General features: G+C 68.0%; 18 protein-coding genes. 11 read left to right on the top strand and 7 right to left on the bottom strand.

All coding sequences use genetic code 11. The features are described from left to right. Positions 1–5 precede the first annotated feature (5 nt). From IEV93_RS03415 to IEV93_RS03405, 3 genes are read right to left on the bottom strand one after another with little or no spacing between them, the layout of a single operon-like run. Positions 6–1,031: a sensor histidine kinase gene (locus tag IEV93_RS03415; protein WP_188486929.1), complete on the bottom strand. Its 1,026-nt coding sequence runs from the start codon at positions 1,029–1,031 to the stop codon at positions 6–8. Further along, positions 1,031–1,768, bottom strand: coding sequence for a response regulator transcription factor (locus tag IEV93_RS03410; protein ID WP_188486926.1), 738 nt, complete (start codon positions 1,766–1,768; stop codon positions 1,031–1,033). The genes IEV93_RS03415 and IEV93_RS03410 overlap by 1 nt, the downstream gene beginning before the upstream one ends. Beyond that, on the bottom strand, positions 1,765–3,138 hold the full coding sequence (locus IEV93_RS03405; RefSeq protein ID WP_229704860.1) for a glycosyltransferase family protein: 1,374 nt from the start codon (positions 3,136–3,138) through the stop codon (positions 1,765–1,767). The genes IEV93_RS03410 and IEV93_RS03405 overlap by 4 nt, the downstream gene beginning before the upstream one ends. Positions 3,139–3,245: 107 nt before the next feature. On the opposite strand from IEV93_RS03405, the gene IEV93_RS03400 reads away from it, so the two are divergent. The 4 genes from IEV93_RS03400 (at position 3,246) to IEV93_RS03385 (ending at position 6,128) form a co-directional block, all read left to right on the top strand. Then, entirely contained in the window at positions 3,246–3,920 is a 675-nt protein-coding gene (locus IEV93_RS03400; protein ID WP_229704859.1) for a glycosyltransferase family 2 protein, read from the top strand. 62 nt (positions 3,921–3,982) lie between these two features. Further along, positions 3,983–4,594, top strand: a complete 612-nt coding sequence (locus IEV93_RS03395) for a TIGR04282 family arsenosugar biosynthesis glycosyltransferase (RefSeq protein ID WP_188486922.1) — start codon at positions 3,983–3,985, stop codon at positions 4,592–4,594. Beyond that, positions 4,591–5,277: a class I SAM-dependent methyltransferase gene (locus IEV93_RS03390; RefSeq protein ID WP_229704858.1), complete on the top strand. Its 687-nt coding sequence runs from the start codon at positions 4,591–4,593 to the stop codon at positions 5,275–5,277. The genes IEV93_RS03395 and IEV93_RS03390 overlap by 4 nt, the downstream gene beginning before the upstream one ends. 74 nt (positions 5,278–5,351) lie before the next feature. Then, entirely contained in the window at positions 5,352–6,128 is a 777-nt protein-coding gene (locus tag IEV93_RS03385; protein WP_188486920.1) for an SDR family NAD(P)-dependent oxidoreductase, read from the top strand. A 17-nt stretch (positions 6,129–6,145) separates the two neighbouring features. Here IEV93_RS03385 and IEV93_RS03380 read toward each other — a convergent pair whose 3' ends face one another. Beyond that, on the bottom strand, positions 6,146–6,937 hold the full coding sequence (locus IEV93_RS03380) for an alpha/beta fold hydrolase (protein WP_188486918.1): 792 nt from the start codon (positions 6,935–6,937) through the stop codon (positions 6,146–6,148). A 192-nt stretch (positions 6,938–7,129) separates the two neighbouring features. Here IEV93_RS03380 and IEV93_RS03375 point away from each other — a divergent pair, with 192 nt between their 5' ends. From IEV93_RS03375 to IEV93_RS03355, 5 genes are read left to right on the top strand one after another with little or no spacing between them, the layout of a single operon-like run. Continuing rightward, on the top strand, positions 7,130–8,035 hold the full coding sequence (locus IEV93_RS03375) for an ABC transporter ATP-binding protein (RefSeq protein ID WP_188486916.1): 906 nt from the start codon (positions 7,130–7,132) through the stop codon (positions 8,033–8,035). After that, positions 8,035–8,784, top strand: coding sequence for an ABC transporter permease (locus IEV93_RS03370; RefSeq protein WP_229704857.1), 750 nt, complete (start codon positions 8,035–8,037; stop codon positions 8,782–8,784). Before IEV93_RS03375 ends, IEV93_RS03370 begins: the two co-directional genes overlap by 1 nt. A 4-nt stretch (positions 8,785–8,788) precedes the next feature. Then, positions 8,789–9,538, top strand: coding sequence for an ABC transporter permease (locus IEV93_RS03365; protein WP_188486912.1), 750 nt, complete (start codon positions 8,789–8,791; stop codon positions 9,536–9,538). Between the two features lie 28 nt (positions 9,539–9,566). Beyond that, a complete protein-coding gene (locus tag IEV93_RS03360) occupies positions 9,567–10,781 on the top strand; it encodes a sensor histidine kinase (protein ID WP_188486910.1) in 1,215 nt (404 codons plus the stop codon). Further along, positions 10,778–11,443, top strand: a complete 666-nt coding sequence (locus tag IEV93_RS03355; RefSeq protein ID WP_188486908.1) for a response regulator — start codon at positions 10,778–10,780, stop codon at positions 11,441–11,443. Before IEV93_RS03360 ends, IEV93_RS03355 begins: the two co-directional genes overlap by 4 nt. A gap of 9 nt (positions 11,444–11,452) precedes the next feature. Here IEV93_RS03355 and IEV93_RS03350 read toward each other — a convergent pair whose 3' ends face one another. Together IEV93_RS03350 and IEV93_RS03345 are read right to left on the bottom strand one after the other, a co-directional pair. Next, the gene (locus tag IEV93_RS03350; RefSeq protein WP_188486906.1) at positions 11,453–11,956 is read right to left on the bottom strand and encodes a hypothetical protein; all 504 of its coding nucleotides are present in this window, start codon (positions 11,954–11,956) and stop codon (positions 11,453–11,455) included. Between the two features lie 86 nt (positions 11,957–12,042). After that, a complete protein-coding gene (locus IEV93_RS03345) occupies positions 12,043–12,639 on the bottom strand; it encodes a TetR/AcrR family transcriptional regulator (protein ID WP_188486904.1) in 597 nt (198 codons plus the stop codon). 84 nt (positions 12,640–12,723) lie between these two features. Here IEV93_RS03345 and IEV93_RS03340 point away from each other — a divergent pair, with 84 nt between their 5' ends. Beyond that, positions 12,724–13,143, top strand: a complete 420-nt coding sequence (locus tag IEV93_RS03340) for a nuclear transport factor 2 family protein (RefSeq protein ID WP_188486902.1) — start codon at positions 12,724–12,726, stop codon at positions 13,141–13,143. Then, complete coding sequence (locus IEV93_RS03335; protein WP_188486900.1) at positions 13,140–13,973, top strand: NmrA family NAD(P)-binding protein; 834 nt, start codon at positions 13,140–13,142, stop codon at positions 13,971–13,973. The genes IEV93_RS03340 and IEV93_RS03335 overlap by 4 nt, the downstream gene beginning before the upstream one ends. A 131-nt stretch (positions 13,974–14,104) precedes the next feature. Here the strand turns inward: IEV93_RS03335 and IEV93_RS03330 are convergent, their stop codons facing one another. Continuing rightward, positions 14,105–15,937 carry an acyl-CoA dehydrogenase gene (locus IEV93_RS03330; RefSeq protein ID WP_188486898.1) on the bottom strand — a complete coding sequence of 611 codons (1,833 nt, stop codon included), beginning with the start codon at positions 15,935–15,937 and terminating at the stop codon, positions 14,105–14,107. Between the last annotated feature and the right edge of the window lie 122 nt (positions 15,938–16,059).

Here is a 16,059-nt window from a genome sequence, read left to right as displayed (position 1 = left end):
CGTACTCAGCCGCGGTACAGCGGCAGCGTGACCTCGAAGCGACTGCCGGGGTGACGGTTGCTCACCGAGATCCGCCCCTGGTGCGCCAGCACGAGACCCTCGGCGATCGCGAGGCCCATGCCCGATCCGGCGGGGAGACCACGCTCGGACGGGGGTGTGCGGGCCGCGGTGCCGCGGTAGGCGACGTCGAAGATCCGGGCCATGTCGTGGTCGGCGATCCCGGGCCCGGTGTCGTCGACACGGACCACCGCGACCTCGTCGACCACCTCGATCCCGATGGTCACCGTGCCGCCGTCGGGGGTGTGCGCGATCGCGTTGATCACCAGGTTGGTCAGCACGCGGGCGAGCGCACGGGTGTCGGCGAAGACCGGGACCACCGCGGGTGGCACCGACAGCTCGAACTCGACACCTGCGCGGGCCGCGGTCGGAGTGGACGCGGCGGCGACCTCGTCGACCACCTCGCGCAGATCCACCGCCTCACGGTCCAGGCGCAGCGCTCCGGAGTTGATCTTCGACATCTCGAACAGGTCGTCGACCATGGCCGAGAGGCGGATGGCGTCCTGGTCGATCAACTGGGCGAAGCGGGTCACCTCGGTGGTGTCGGTGACGACGCTGTCGGTCAGCGCCTCGGCAACGGCACGGATGTCGGCGAGCGGGGTCCGCAGATCGTGACTGATCCACGCGATCAGCTCTCGGCGGGAGTGCTCGGCGGCGCGTTCCTGATCCCAGACCTGGCGTTCCCACACTGTGCGTCGGGCCTGGAACCGGGCGAGCGCGATCGAGGCCGGGATGGCCACGAGGAAGACCGTCGCCAGGACGGTGACGGTGCGTTTGAGGTCGTTGGTGAACATGAACCCGCTGACGCCGATCAGGCCCGACAGCAGCGCGACCAGCGGCGTCAACACCAGGATGACGTTGCTGACGACCAGCGAACGCCGACGGACCAGGATCAACACCGCGGTGCCGGCCACCATGACCGGGGCCGACCACAGCAGGGCGGTGACGACGATGGATCCGATGTCGTTGTCCATCATGTGCTCCGATCCCAGCGGTACCCCTGGCCCCACACCGTCTCCAACGTCGCGGCGTCGCCGAGCTTCGCGCGGAGTCGTTTGACGTGCACCGTGACCGTGGACATGTCTCCGAATGTCCACTCCCAGACCTCGGAGAGCAACTGTTCGCGGCTGAAGACGACGCCGGGGTTGCCCAGGAAGAACGCCAGGAGGTCGAATTCACGCTTGGTCGTCGAGATCGGCCGGCCCGCCACGGTCACGGTCCGCGCGTCGGGGTCGAGCACGATCTCGCCGTCGCGGATCGCCGGCGACGCGCCCTCCCCGGCGGTGTCGACGGCCGGCGTGCGGGGATTGGAGCGGCGCAGCACCGAGGCCACCCGCAACGCCAGTTCGCGCGGACTGAACGGTTTGGTCACGTAGTCGTCGGCCCCCGCCTCGAAGCCGACGACCCGGTCCTCCTCCTCGCCGAGCGCGGTGAGCAGGATGACCGGCACCTGGCGGTGGGCACCCGTGCGCATCGCACGCAACGCGCTGAGACCGTCGAGCACGGGCATCATCACGTCCAGGATGACCAGGTCGATCGCCGTGTCGCCGCGGTCGGCCCGGTCGAGGGCGGCGAGCGCCTGCGCCCCGTCGTCGACCACCTCCACCTCGACGCCGTCGCGCTCGAGGTAGCGCCGGACGACGTCGCTGACCACGGGGTTGTCATCGGCGAGCAGGACGCGCGAGCGCCGGCCGTCGGCGGGGACGGTCACCAGTACGTCAAGACCAGGTGATTGATCAGCAGCGCGGTGGCCACCTGCCCGACCAGCCACACGCGGGTCCAGCGCGGCGGGATCAGGGCGGTGGTCACCAGCGTCCACATGCTGAACGGCAGCCAGATGCGTTCGGTCTCGGCCTTGCTCAGGGCGCTCAGATCGGCGATCAGCATCGCGAGGAGCGCGGCGAGTCCGAGGACGACCACGGCGTTGCGGGTGCGGATCGGGGTCCAGCGCATGCTCCGGCCGAGACCGATCGCGACCGCCGGCCCCACGGCGCACAACGTCGCCGCGAAGTTGCCCCATACCCAGTACGAGAACGGGCGGTCGCTGGCGATGCCCTGGTAGTAGCGGTCGGTGACCAGGTGATAGCCGTCGAGCCACCAGAACCCGAACGCCGCGAACAATCCCACGACCACGAGAGCGGCGGGGATCGCGTAGAGCAGTGGACGCCACTGCCGCGCGATGATCAGCACCGCGAGTGCGATCACGCCCATCAGGGTGAGTCCGTAGTTGAGGAAGATGCCCCACCCCAGGACGAGGCCGGCGGCGATGCCGGCGGTCGCCTTCCACCGGGTCTGCGTCGAGGTTGAGGCGATGGCCAACAGCGCGATGCCCCAGGCCGCGACGCCCATGAAGTAGCCGTCGGCCGAGACGCCGATCCACACCGCACCCGGCGTGAGGACGAGGAACGGCGCGATGCGGCGGGCGGTGGCCTCGTCGGCGAGACGGCGGACGGTCACCAGCAGCGCGATCACCGCACTCATGCCGACGACTATGCAGAAGACCCCGGCCCAGGCGCCGCCACCGAGCCCGATGCGGTTGAGCCAGACGAAGGTCAGCAGCGCCCCCGGCGGATGACCGGCGACGTGCGTGGGCCAAGAGATCGGGGTGTAGTCGATGATCCGGTCGCTGAACTCACTGATCATCGTCGGGACGCTGCGCACCAGGTTCACCGACAGCAGGTACTCATCCGGCCGGAGGAGCCGCTGGACGACACCCCGGTTCCACCCGTCGACGAGGGCGAGGCCGAACGTCCAGCCGAGGCCCGCCGCGTAGGAGATGGCGAGTAGACCGCCCCACCGCAGACGAGCGGCGACCTGCGGACCCACTGTGATGACCAGGAGCGCGACGAGTACCGCGGCGATCGTGCCGTAGTCCCAGTGCGGACCGTACTTCGCGAACAGCGGCGGTGCCTGCACGAAGATCTTGAGCTTGAGCTCGTCGGATCCATAGAACGGGACCAGGATGGCCGCCAGCAGCAGGGCTGCCGCCACGAGCAGCGAGGCGGTGTCGCGGATCCACCGCGGACGGTCGACGCCCGGATCGTCCTCGATGCCTGTTTTGTCGTCTCGCGTCTCCGTCACACCACCAACCTAGGGGTGAATTCACGATGGCTCGTCGCGCGGGGCCGCACGTTATGGTTCCGTCATGGCATTTTCCTGGCGAGACGACCTGGCGGAACAATAACCTCGTGAGTGATGAGCAATTTCTGCGCAACGATGAGGTCACCGTCGTGATCCCGTGCCGCGACGAGGCAGGGGCGCTACCCGGTGTGCTGGCGCGGATCCCCGAGGGATACCGCGCGTTGGTCGTGGACAACGGCAGCACCGACGGTACCGCCGACGTCGCACGCGCGCACGGGGCCGACGTTGTGCACCAGCCGATCCCGGGTTACGGCAGCGCTGTCGACGCCGGTGTACGCGCCGCGCAATCGGAGGTCGTGTGCACCATCGACGGCGACGGATCGATGGAACCGTCTGACCTGATCGACCTCGTCGCACTCCTGTCCGAGGGGGCCGACCTCGCCGTGGGCCGCCGCCGACCCGTCGAACGTGGTGTGTGGCCGATGCATTCGCAACTGGGTAGTCGGGCGGCGGCGCGCAGACTGAGTCGCAGGCACGGATTGGACATTCACGACATCGGACCGATGCGGGCCGCTCGGCGTGAACGCCTGTTGGAGTTGAAGATCACCGACATGCGCTTCGGTTACCCGGTCGAGTTGTTGGCCCTCGCCGGCGAGGCCGGTTGGAAGGTCGCCGAGACCGATGTGTCCTATCACCCGCGCACCGCGGGCGAATCCAAGGTGTCCGGCTCACTGGTGGGATCGCTGCGAGCAGCGCGCGATTTCCTCGGTGCGCTGCGGTGACCCGGCGCGCAGTTCTCGTCGTCGCCAAGGCGCCGGTGCCCGGACAGGTGAAGACTAGGTTGATGGCAGCTTATTCGGCGGTCGACGCGGCTCGACTGGCCGCGGCTGCGCTCGTCGACACCCTTGACGTGGCGTTGTCGGTCCCGGACACCGAGGTGGTGGTCTCGCTGGCCGGCGACCTCGACGTCGCCATCGACGCCGAGGGCATCGCGGCCCGGCTCGCCCGCACGACGGTGATCGGGCAGTTCGGCGACACCCTCGGCGATCGTCTGCACCGCGCGCACGTCGATGCCGCCGAGGTGGTCGACGGCGGCGCGGTCATGCAGGTCGGTATGGACACCCCGCAGCTGACCGTCACCCTGTTGACCAGCGGTTTCGACGCTCTCGGCGTCCACGATGCCGCGCTGGGCCTGGCCGCCGACGGCGGGTGGTGGGGTCTCGGAGTGGTCGGTGCACGCGGGGCGCAGACGCTGCCCGCGGTGCACATGTCCCGTCCCGACACCGGCGCCCGCACACTCGACGCACTCCGGGCCGACGGTTCCACCGTCGCCCTCCTCGACTCGTTGTCCGATGTCGATCATCCCGCAGACGTGCCGGAGGTGGCGAAGAAATGTGCGCCGACCAGCGCGTTCGCGACCGCGGCAGCAGAACTCCGATCGGCGGTGCGCCCATGAGCGTCCCAGATGACCTCCAGCCCGACGCCACCGCCGAAGAGGGGCCGCACTTCGACGACGCGTTCCTCGACGCCCTGCGCGGGCAGAACAGCTGGCTGCGGCACGCCGACGGCACGCGCGCCCGTCTGCCCGTCACACGGTGGCTGGGAACCAGCGGCAACCGGGACGACGCCGCGTTCGACCGCCACGTCGCGGGACTGTGCAGCGGACCCACCATCGACCTCGGCTGTGGCCCGGGTCGTCTCGTCTGCGAGCTGATCGAGAGCGGTGTCTCGGCGCTGGGTGTCGACCGCAGTGAACGCGCGGTCGCCATGACCCGTCGTCGCGGGGGAGTTGCCCTGCGCCGCAGCATCTTCGAGCGGATGCCCGCCGAAGGTCGCTGGCATCACGCGTTGCTCATCGACGGCAACATCGGAATCGGTGGCGATCCGTATGAAACGGTCTCCCGCGCCGGTGAACTCGTGTCGTCGGGCGGCACCGTGGTGATCGAACTCGACGCAGGCGTGCACAACGTCTGGCGTGGCGCCGTCCGGGTGGAGTCGCGGCACGTGGCCGGTCCCTGGTTCCCGTGGGCGCGTGCCGGCGTCGGATCCACACGGGAGATCGCCGAACGGGCCGGCCTCGAGATGGGGACCGCGCACGTCATCTCCGGCCGACACCTCGTCGAGCTGATCAAGCCGTAGTTCGGGCCCGCAGAACTGAAGGCGGATTCAACAACCGGTTGATACGTCGCGGCTCGCGATCGTAGGCTGCGGTGGTGGACATAACTGGAGCAAGTGCAATCGTCACCGGTGGAGCCTCGGGAATCGGCGCAGCCGCCGCCCGTCAGCTCGCCGCCAAGGGCGCCAAGGTGGTCGTCGCCGACCTGCAGGCCGAGAAGGGTGAGGCCCTGGCCAAGGAGATCGGCGGCGTGTTCGTCAGCGTCGACGTCACCGACACCGAGCAGATCAAGGCCGCTGTCGACAAGTCGCTGGAGCTGGGACCGCTTCGCGCACTGGTCAACTCGGCGGGCATCGGTTCGGCGCAGCGCACCATCGGTCGCGACGGTGAGTACGACTCGGCGTTCAACCTCGACAACTACAAGAAGGTCATCGCGATCAACCTGATCGGCACCTTCGACTGCATCCGTCTCGCCGCCACCGCCATGGCTCGCGGCGAGGAGACCGCCACCGGCGAGAAGGGTGCCATCGTCTCGATGGCCAGCGTCGCCGCATTCGACGGCCAGATCGGTCAGGTCGCGTACTCGTCGTCCAAGGGCGGCGTCGTCGGCATGACCCTGCCGGTGGCCCGTGACCTCGCCGCCGCCAAGATCCGCGTCAACACCGTCGCCCCCGGCCTCATCGACACCCCGATCTACGGCGAGGGCGAGGACGCCGAGAAGTTCAAGGCGCACCTCGGACAGAGCGTGCTGTTCCCGAACCGTCTCGGCAGCCCGGACGAGCTGGCCTCGATGGTGCTCGAGCTCATTACCAACTCGTACATGAACGCCGAGGTCGTACGCGTCGACGGCGGCATCCGGATGCCCCCGAAGTAGGTAGCGCGACTCCGGGATCAGCCGGTCCGGCCCAGGATGAGTTCCACGGTCTGGGCCGGCTGATCCCACATTGGGAAGTGGCCGCATTTATCGAACCAGTGCAGTTCGGAGCCGGGGAACGCCGCGTGGGCCCGTTCCGCCTGCTTGGGCAGCGTGACACGGTCCTGCCGACCCCATCCGATGGTGACCCGACCGGGCGTGGTCCCTGCGGGTGCGCCCTCCTGCAGTGGACCGTCGACGAGCGCGTCGAGCGCATCGCGCAGCGACGTCGCCTTCTTGAAACTGCGCATCTCGTGCAGGGCCACCGATGCGGGCAGCTTCCACGGCGCGGCCGAGAACTGGGTCAGCAACGCCGTGCGTCCGACCGGGTTGCCGGTGAGCGCGGGCATCACCGGCTGCAACCCGAGAACCAGCGGCAGCGATGCCTTGAGTGCGGTGCTGAAGAAGCGGAGTTCACCGGGGCTCCAGAAGCCGCCGGGATCCAACGCGACGGTGTCGCCACCGACGCCGCGGCGCGCGAGCTCGAGCACCATGCGCGCACCCATCGAACTGCCGACGGTGTCGATGCCTGCGAGACCGTGGGCATCGATGAAGTCGGAGACCGCATCGGTGAGCGACGCGATCGTCACCTCACCCGGCAGAGGTGGGGTGTCACCGAACCCGGGGAGATCGATACTGATCACGTCGCGGTGTTGCGCGAGCTGATCGAGGATCGGCGACCACGAGGCCCAGCTCGCGCCGAGACCGTGGACCAGCAGCAACGGGGTCCCGCTACCGCGGCGGTCGAAATTGAGTGAACCGGCAGCCATGGGCAGGGTCCTTTCACCAGTGGGAGGTCCCGGTGCAACGGCTTCTACGTCGTCAGAGGGCTCGTGACGGCAACGCTACCCGCCACCCGTTCGCGGTGGATCTCAACTCGGTGCGGCGTACATCTCGAGGAGTAGGTAGATACTCCGCGCGGCGGATTCGATCGGTCGTGGGGTTCGGCAGGCTCGACAGTCATGACCGAGATGATCACGACCCATGATCTGACCAAGTCCTATGGCGGCCACCCGGTGGTCGAGGGAGTGAATCTGTCCGTTCCCCAGGGGAGCGTGTACGGACTGCTGGGGCCCAACGGGTCCGGCAAGTCGACGACCATGAAGATGGTGCTGGCGCTGGTGCGCCCGACATCGGGATCGATAACCATCGCCGACCGACCGATGCTGCGATCAACACGTCGCGAACTGCTCGCGGACATCGGCTCGCTGATCGAATCCCCGCCCGCGTACCCGCATCTGACCGGTGCCGAGAACATGCGGTTGATCGCTCGGCTCCTCGATCTCGACGACGCCCAGATCGACCGCGCTGTCGACACCGTGCGACTTCGCGAGCATCTCGACAAACGGGTGCGTGACTACTCGCTCGGGATGAAACAGCGATTGGGTATCGCCCTCGCTCTGGCGCGCGAACCGCGTCTGTTGATCCTCGACGAGCCGACCAACGGTCTCGACCCGGCCGGTATCGAGGAGATCCGCGAACTGCTCCGTCGGTTGTCCGACCGCGGTGTCACCGTGCTCGTCTCCAGCCACCTGCTCGACGAGGTCGAGCGAACCGCAACGGTTCTCGGCATTCTCGACCGCGGGCGCCTGGTCTTCCAGGGCACGCCCGCGGACCTGGTGAACCGATCGTCTCCCGATGTACTGGTGGACACCTCCGAACCGGCGCGCGCGGCGGCGGTGACAGCACGCCGGCACCGCGCGCAGGTCGATGGCCACACCGTTCGGATATCCGGTCTGGACCGCGCGGCGACGGCGGAGGTGGTGTCACGTCTGGTCGGAGACGGCATCGACGTCTACGGAGTGCGCCGGGACACGATGTCGCTTCAGGATGTCTTCATGAACCTGACCGCGGGACAGAGCCTGTGATGACGCGCGCGGTGGTCAACGAGTTCGCGAAGATGCGACGCCTGCGCGTGGTCCCGCTTGTCCTGGCGATGGTGGTCGGCGTGGTCGGGTTGAGCTGTGTCGAGCTGACCGCACCTGATTTCGTGGATTCGCTCGACGATCCCGATGGGGACTCGTGGACGCGGCTGCTGGTGGGTATGGCGACGGCGGTACCGCTGGTGTCACCCATTCTGCTGGCCGCGTTGGCAAGTCGTCAGGTCGACATCGAGCATCAAGGAAACGGGTGGCTCCTGTCGCACGCCGCGGGCCTCGCCCAGGGGCGGCTGATGCGAGCGAAGTTCGCGGCCGTCGGCCTGATCCTGATCGCGGCGACGGTGATCTGCAGTTCGTCGGTGATCGCGCTGGGGGCGGTCATCGGCATCGCCTCCCCGCCGCCGCTGGGCCGCTGGGCGGTGTACACCGCGTCGGTCACGGTGGTGGGTCTGGTCGTGCTCGCATTCCACATCTGTCTCGCCGCCCGAATCGAGAATCAGTTGGTGGGTATGGGAATCGGTGTGGTGGGCGTGTTCCTGGCAGCGTCGAGTTCCGGGCTGCCGACGTGGTCGTCGCACCTGACGCCGTGGGGGTACTACTCCCTTGCAGCGCCCGCCGACTATGTCGACGGCGCCCTTGTCACGGTCCATCCGGCACACCTGAGTCTGCTCGCACTCGCAGTGGTGGGCGTCGCGGCGTTCTGCTTCGTCACGAGCGCTGCACGATCGGAGGTATGAGGTGATGGGTTCGCTGCGAGCCGAGTTGATCAAGCTGCGGCGATCGTCGAGTTGGGTGGTGGTCGCGGGTTTGCCGATGATGGCCGTCGCCACCGGCGCCGCCAACACCGTGTTCTCACGCGGGGGACTCGAGGACGGCTGGCACACGCTGTGGCTGCGGACAGTGGTCTTCCACGGCCTGTTCCCTCTGGCCGTCGGTGTGGCCGTGCTGTCGTCGTTGGTGTGGCGGGTCGAGCACCGAGGCGGCAACTGGAATGCGCTGATGGGTCGGGAGGTGTCGAGCCGTGACGTCGTGACGAGCAAGGTCACCGTGATCGTCGCCCTGACGGCGGCGATGCAGGTCGTGCTGCTGCTGGGCGTGATCGTGGTGGGAAAGGTGATGTTCGGACTCCCCGGCATGATGCCGTCTCGCTACGTTCTCGCCGGCGGGATCATCGTCGTCGCGTCCATCCCGGTGGCCGCCCTGCAGTCCGGTCTGTCGATGTCGGTGACGTCGTTCGCCGCGCCGGTGGCGGTGGCATTGGTGGGTGCCGGTGCCGGCGTGGTGCTGCTTCTCGCGCGGATCGACCTCGCGGTGCCCCTGGTGCCCTACGCGGTTCTCGGTCGGGCCTCCCGGCTGGGGACGGGAACGTTCGACGACGGCGGCACCATCACCGCGGGCGCGGTGATCATGATCGTTGTCGGCGCGGTGGTCGTCGGTGCCGCGATCATCATCGCGTCGGCCGCGGCGGTGGACCGCCGCGACATCCGCTGACAGAATCGGCGGCGCGATGACATCGGACATGAGCAGCGTCGGGGTGCGCGGGTGGTCGAGACGACACCGTAGAGCTGTCGACAGTGCGGTGGCCGCAGCGGTCTTCGTCTACAACCTGCCGGTGCAGGGCGCGTATCTCCCCGACGGTGTGCCGTTTGCCACGGGAGTGCTGATCGCGGTCGGGTTGTGCGCGCCGTACGTCGTCCATCGCGACCATCCGCGGGGCAGTTTCCTGGGCGTCGTCGCGGCAGCGCTCGTGCAGCTGTCGCTGAACGTGGGCCCACTTCCTGCCGACGTGATGCTGGTGCTGTCGGTGTTCGGCGTGGCCGCGCACTGTGGGCGTCGGACGTCGCTCGCGGCGACGGTCGTCGCGATCGTGATCACCTGTGTCGCGACGACTCGATGGGGGATCGGCACCACCGGATCGACGGTCATCGGAATGGTGACGGTCGGGGCGATCATGGTGGCGGCGTGGACGTGGGGATCGGTGATAGGCCGTCGACGCGTCTACGTCGACGGCCTGGAGTCACGCGCCGCAGAGTTGGAGTGGGACCGCGACGAACAGGCCCGAATCGCCACCCAGGTGGAGCGGGCCCGGATAGCGCGCGAGATCCATGACATCGTCTCGCACAGCCTCAGCGTCGTGGTCGTGTTGGCCGACGGCGCGTCGCACGCTGTGCGTACAGATCCGGCCGCCGCCGAACGAGCACTGCGCGATCTCGGTAAGACCGGCCGTGACGCCCTGGCCGACATGCGACGGATGCTCGGTGTGCTCAGAGACGACGAGCCGGGTTCGGATGTGCCGCAACCGAACTTGGCGCGGCTCTCCGAACTCGTAGATTCGGTGTCGCTGCCGGGCGTCGCCGTCCATCTCGCGACCGCCGGAGCCGTCCGCACGTTACCGGCAGGTACCGAGCTCGCGGCGTATCGAATCGTGCAGGAGGCGCTGACCAACGTGCGCAAGCATGCCGGCCCGGCCGTGACACGGGTGGATGTCGTCCTGCGCTTCGACGACGAGCTGGAGATCCGGGTCACCGACGACGGAGGTCGCGTGGCCGCCGCGTCCGAAGTGGACGAGAACACCTCTGCCGCCTCGATTTCAGGAGCGGCGACCGGCACCGGACACGGCCTGCTCGGTATGCGCGAGAGAGTGCGCGTCCACGGCGGCACGATGCGCGCCGGCACCCGCGATGTCGGAGGGTTCGAGGTGGTGGTGAGCTTGCCGATCGGGGACGAGAGATGACGATTCGCGTGGTCCTGGTCGACGATCAGGAGCTGATCCGTACCGGCTTTCGGATGACTCTCGGATCGCAACCCGGCATCGAGGTCGTCGGCGAGGCGGGTGATGGTGTCGAGGCGCTCGACCTGCTGGAGCGGGTGGACGCGGACGTCGTCCTCATGGATGTGCGGATGCCCACCATAGACGGAATCGAGGCCACGCGACGGATCTGCGCCGGCGGCGGCCCACGGGTCCTGATCCTGACGACGTTCGACGACGACGAATACGCCTACTCTGCGCTGCAGGCGGGCGCGAGTGGGTTTCTCCTCAAGGACTCATCGCTGACAGACCTGGTTTCGGCGATCGCGCACGTGCATTCCGGTGATGCGGTGGTGGCACCGAGCACCACCCGCCGACTCCTCGAGCACTTCACCCGCCCAACTCCGGTGCGCAAGGCGCGAGAGTTTCCCGACGAGCTGGACATGCTGACCCCACGGGAGCGCGAGGTGCTGATCCTGGTGGCGCGAGGGCTCTCGAACGCCGAGATCGCCGGGCGCCTCGTCGTGTCCGAGCTGACCGTCAAGACGCACGTGAGTCGGATCCTGATGAAGCTCGACCTCCGCGACCGGGTCCAGGCGGTGGTCCTGTCCTACGAGGTCGGCCTGATCACGGCCGGCGATCGATGAGCCGGTCTCTCACGCGACACCGCCGGTGACCACGTCGATCAGGGCCTCGAGTCCGTGGCGCGCGCCGCACCCGAAGGCGGTCGCGAGGGCCACCCCCGCCGCCGTCTCGAGGGAGTTCGCGGTCTCGCGGTCGACCTCGAAGGTCTCCACGCGACCGTCGTCGGCGACGAGGAACCGCGCCAGGGTGGTCCGACCTCGACGCAGCGCGTTCTCCACCTCGGACACCGGGACGAACGTGTAAGTGTGCCCGTCGAGTTCGAACCGGGCGCGGTAGGAACGGCGGCTCAGGCGGCCCCGTCCCAGCGTCAGTGGACACGGCCGCCCGTCCGCGATGAGGCTCAACTCGGCGCTCTCACGTGTGCCGATCGGGACGCCCGGGCGTTCGGCGTCGCCGGAGACCCGAGCGATCTCAGCGAGCTCGCCGTCGATCTCGACCGTCACGCACCGAGGTTCCACCGACACGGCCACGGCGCGTCCTCGGCCGTCGGTCGTGGAATAGCGGGTGGCAATCACGTTGCCGATGCTAACGGAGTATCTGAATTGTCGCTTTTCTGCCTGCGAGTGAACATCACCCGACGGTGCGTGCGTGCGCGTCACCGTCAGGATTCGGGGGACGCCACAAGTGTCACGATCGCATCGGTCACCGCGTCCAGGTAGGCGCCGTCCACGCGCTGTGCGCGCACCGCCGACCGCCAGTAGACGGGACCGGCGAGGAGATCCATTGCGAGTTCGATGTCGGCGTCGTCGGCGACCTCGCCGCGTTCGCGGGCGCGGGCGAAGATCGCGGCGGCGCGTTCTCGTCGGGGGACCCCGATCATCCTCGTGTGGAGTTCGGCGAGTTCGGGATCGCGGCCGGACTCGGCCACGAGGTCGGGGAGGATCCGCGAGAAGAGCGGATGATCGAGCCAGAGTCGAAGCGCCTCAACCGATTCACGGATGTCTGCACGGAGTGACCCGGTGTCCGGCGTGGCGGCGAGCTCGACGCTGAACTCCGACAGCACCGCGATCGTCATCGCGGTCTTCGAGGGCCATCGCCGATACAGGGCGCTCTTTCCGACCCCCGCGCGCTTGGCCACGGCTTCCATCGAGAGTCGTCCGATGCCGACCTCGGCCAGCATCTCGATCGCTGCGCGGTTGATCGATTCCGTGGTGTCGGCGTTCAGGACGGCGGCTCCGCTGGGACTGCGTCGGATCATCGTCGAATCGTAGCAACGGACGAGACGGTTCCGTTCTGTTAACGTGGTCGGGACGATACCGTTCCGTCCAACAGGAGGTAACTGATGCGAGCCGTTGACGTCATCGATCGGACCCTTGACCTTCTCGTCGACCACGACATGCACGCGTTCGTCGAGATGTTCGCCCCGGACGGGGTGATGGAGTTCCCGCTGGCGACGGGCGATGCGACACGTGCGGTGCGGGGACACCTCGCACTGCACGACTACCTCGACGACTACGCGTCGATCCTCGACATCCGTTCCCTGGACCGCACCGTGCACGTGACCACCGATCCCGAGGTGGTCATCGTCGAGTTCACCGCGGACGGCGTGGTCGTCGCGACCGACCGACCCTATCGAGTGGTCTACGTCGCGGTGATCACCGTCCGTGACGACGCGATAGTCCGCTACCGCGACTACTGGAATCCGGCGGCGGTCGTCGACATCGTGGGTGCGGACGCCCAGCTCGCGGGCGGGCAGGCGTGAGCGCCGTTCTGGTGCTCGGTTCGACCGGGACCGTGGGCAGTTCGGTGTCGGCGCTGCTCGCCGAGGAGGGGGTGAGCGCCCGACGGGCGACACGAAGCCCGCGATCGGCAGGGCAGATCCGATTCGACTGGTTCGACGCCGACACCTGGGCGTCCGCGCTGACCGGGACGTCGGCGGTGTATCTGATCGCGCCCGCCGGCGCTGCCGATCCGGCCGTGGTCGTCGAACCGTTCCTGCACGCCGCACATGACGCAGGAGTGCGGCGAGTGGTCGTGCAGAGCGCGTCAGCGGTGTCCGCCGGCGATCCGGGTCTCGGCGCGATCCACACGCTGGCTCAGCAATTGGTGCCGGAGTGGACGGTGCTGCGGCCGTCGTGGTTCATGCAGAACTTCGTCGGTGAGTCGGCCCTCGCCGACGGCGTGCGCCGGGGCGAGATCGTCACGTCGACCGGCGACGGCCCGGTGGCCTTCGTCGACGCGCGCGACATCGCCGCGGTCGGTGTCCGCGCACTGCTCGACCCGACTCCGCACGTGGGTGCGCACGTCCTGACCGGCCCACAGACTCTGACCTACACGGACGCCGCGGAGGTGATCACGCGAGTCACGGGCACGCCGGTCACCCACCGGTCGGTCACGGTCGACGAGCTCGCCGCGCTGCACGTCGAGCACGGTCTGCCCGCCGAATACGCCCCGATCCTGGCGGGACTCGACCTCGACATCCGCGACGGGTCGGAGAACCGCGTCACCAATACCGTCGAGCGGGTCACCGGGCGAGCACCGAGATCGTTCGAGGATTTCGTCCGCGAGTACCTCGCCGCCGACACAGCATGAACGCGCGTCGCCCGTTCACACGCGCGCCCAGGTTGGCGCGCGTCTGAACGGTGGGAGCGCGTTGGCAGAGCCAGGCAGACGAAAGCGGGCCCGGTCGTGATGACCGGGCCCGCTTCGTGTTCCGGTTCAGATCAGAACGCGGCTTCGTCGAGCTCCATCGGATCGTTGTCGATGTTGTCGATGATGGCCTTGGTGGAGGTCAGCTGCGGGAGCATGTTCTTCGCGAAGAACGACGCGACCGCGATCTTGCCCTCGTAGAACGGCTTGTCGGTGCCCTCGGCGCCGGCGTCGAGAGCCGCGAGTGCGACCTCGGCCTGACGGAGCAGGAGCCAGCCGATGACCAGGTCGCCGACCGAGAGCAGGAAGCGGACCGAACCGAGGCCGACCTTGTAGAGCTGGGTCGAGTCCTCCTGGGCTCCCATGAGGAAGCCGGTCAGCGTCGCGGCCATGCCCTGGACGTCGTCGAGGGCGGTCTTGAGCAGCGCGCGCTCGGCCTTGAGGCGACCGTTGCCCGCCTCGGAGTCGATGAACGAGCTGATCTGGCCTGCGATGTGGGCCAGGGCCTGGCCCTTGTCGCGGATGATCTTTCGGAAGAAGAAGTCCTGCGCCTGGATCGCGGTGGTGCCCTCGTACAGCGAGTCGATCTTGGCGTCGCGGATGTACTGCTCGATCGGGTAGTCCTGCAGGAAGCCGGACCCGCCGAGCGTCTGCAGCGACTCGGTGAGGACGCTGTAGGCGCGCTCGGAGCCGACGCCCTTGACGATCGGGAGCAGCAGGTCGTTGACGCGGAACGCGAGGTCCTTGTCGGCGCCGGAGACGATCTTCGCCGCGGCCTCGTCCTGGTGCGACGCGGTGAACAGGTACACCGCACGCAGGCCCTCGGCGTACGCCTTCTGCGTGAGCAGTGCGCGACGTACGTCGGGGTGGTGGGTGATCGACACGCGCGGTGCGGTCTTGTCGGTCATCTGGGTCATGTCGGCACCCTGGATACGCAGCTTGGCGTAGTCCAGGGCCTGCAGGTAACCGGCCGACAGGGTGGCGATGGCCTTGGTGCCCACCATCATCCGGGCGTGCTCGATGACGTCGAACATCTGCGCGATGCCGTCGTGGACCTCGCCGACGAGCCAGCCCTTGGCCGGGATGCCGTGCTGGCCGAAGGTGACCTCACAGGTGGCCGAGACCTTCAGACCCATCTTGTGTTCGACGTTGGTGACGAAGACGCCGTTGCGCTCGCCCAGCTCGCCGGTCTCGTGGTCGAAGTGGAACTTGGGGAGGAAGAACAGCGACAGGCCCTTGGTGCCCGCGCGGGCACCCTCGGGGCGCGCGAGAACCAGGTGGAAGATGTTCTCGGTCATGTCCTGGTCGGCGGAGGTGATGAAGCGCTTCACGCCGTCGATGTGCCAGGTGCCGTCGTCCTGCTGGACTGCCTTGGTGCGGGCCGCGCCGACGTCGGATCCGGCGTCGGGCTCGGTGAGCACCATGGTGGCGCCCCAGCCGCGCTCGGCACAGATCTGCGCCCACTTCTTCTGCTCGTCGGTGCCGTTGCGCCAGAAGATCTCGGCGAAGCCGGTGCCGGCGCCGTACATGAACAGCGCGGGGTTGGCGCCGAGGACCATCTCGCTGATCGCCCAGAACAGCGACCGCGGGGCGGGCATGCCGCCGAGCTCCTCGGCGATGCCGACCTTGTCCCAACCCGCGTCCATGAAGGCCTTGTAGGACTTCTTGAAGGGCTCGGGGAGGGTGACGGAGTGCTCGTCGGGGTCGAAGACGGGCGGGTTGCGATCGGAATCGGTGAACGACTCGGCGATGGGCCCCTCGGCGAGGGTGCGCACCTCCTTGAGCATGTCCACAGCGGTCTCGTGATCGAGATCGCCGAAGTCGCCGCTCTCCAGGACCTTGTCGAGCTGGAACAGCTCGAAGAGGTTGAACTGCAGGTCGCGCAGATTGCTCTTGTAATGGCCCATGATGGCGTTCCTTTGTTGCGGGGCTGGGATCGAGGCTGCTTCAGCGAGGACCACACGCGAAACCCCGGGCACGCCGTTGTTCCAGTAAGTTACTCGCCAGTAATAAAGCCGAATATACCTTC

Origin of the sequence: Williamsia phyllosphaerae, assembly GCF_014635305.1 — a bacterium.
GTDB classification, from domain to species: domain Bacteria; phylum Actinomycetota; class Actinomycetes; order Mycobacteriales; family Mycobacteriaceae; genus Williamsia_A; species Williamsia_A phyllosphaerae.
The sequence above is the reverse complement of the archived record's forward strand: the minus strand, read 5'-3'. Positions and strand labels throughout refer to the sequence as shown.

Bases quoted from the DNA above. Each gene is read 5' to 3' on its own strand.
- IEV93_RS03360 (WP_188486910.1), top strand. From the start codon at position 9,567: ATGAGCAGCGTCGGGGTGCGCGGGTGGTCGAGACGACACCGTAGAGCT.
- IEV93_RS03375 (WP_188486916.1), top strand. From the start codon at position 7,130: ATGACCGAGATGATCACGACCCATGATCTGACCAAGTCCTATGGCGGC.
- IEV93_RS03370 (WP_229704857.1), top strand. From the start codon at position 8,035: ATGACGCGCGCGGTGGTCAACGAGTTCGCGAAGATGCGACGCCTGCGC.
- IEV93_RS03380 (WP_188486918.1), bottom strand. From the start codon at position 6,937: ATGGCTGCCGGTTCACTCAATTTCGACCGCCGCGGTAGCGGGACCCCG.
- IEV93_RS03395 (WP_188486922.1), top strand. From the start codon at position 3,983: ATGGCAGCTTATTCGGCGGTCGACGCGGCTCGACTGGCCGCGGCTGCG.
- IEV93_RS03340 (WP_188486902.1), top strand. From the start codon at position 12,724: ATGCGAGCCGTTGACGTCATCGATCGGACCCTTGACCTTCTCGTCGAC.
- IEV93_RS03330 (WP_188486898.1), bottom strand. From the start codon at position 15,937: ATGGGCCATTACAAGAGCAATCTGCGCGACCTGCAGTTCAACCTCTTC.
- IEV93_RS03355 (WP_188486908.1), top strand. From the start codon at position 10,778: ATGACGATTCGCGTGGTCCTGGTCGACGATCAGGAGCTGATCCGTACC.
- IEV93_RS03365 (WP_188486912.1), top strand. From the start codon at position 8,789: ATGGGTTCGCTGCGAGCCGAGTTGATCAAGCTGCGGCGATCGTCGAGT.
- IEV93_RS03345 (WP_188486904.1), bottom strand. From the start codon at position 12,639: ATGATCCGACGCAGTCCCAGCGGAGCCGCCGTCCTGAACGCCGACACC.
- IEV93_RS03390 (WP_229704858.1), top strand. From the start codon at position 4,591: ATGAGCGTCCCAGATGACCTCCAGCCCGACGCCACCGCCGAAGAGGGG.
- IEV93_RS03415 (WP_188486929.1), bottom strand. From the start codon at position 1,031: ATGGACAACGACATCGGATCCATCGTCGTCACCGCCCTGCTGTGGTCG.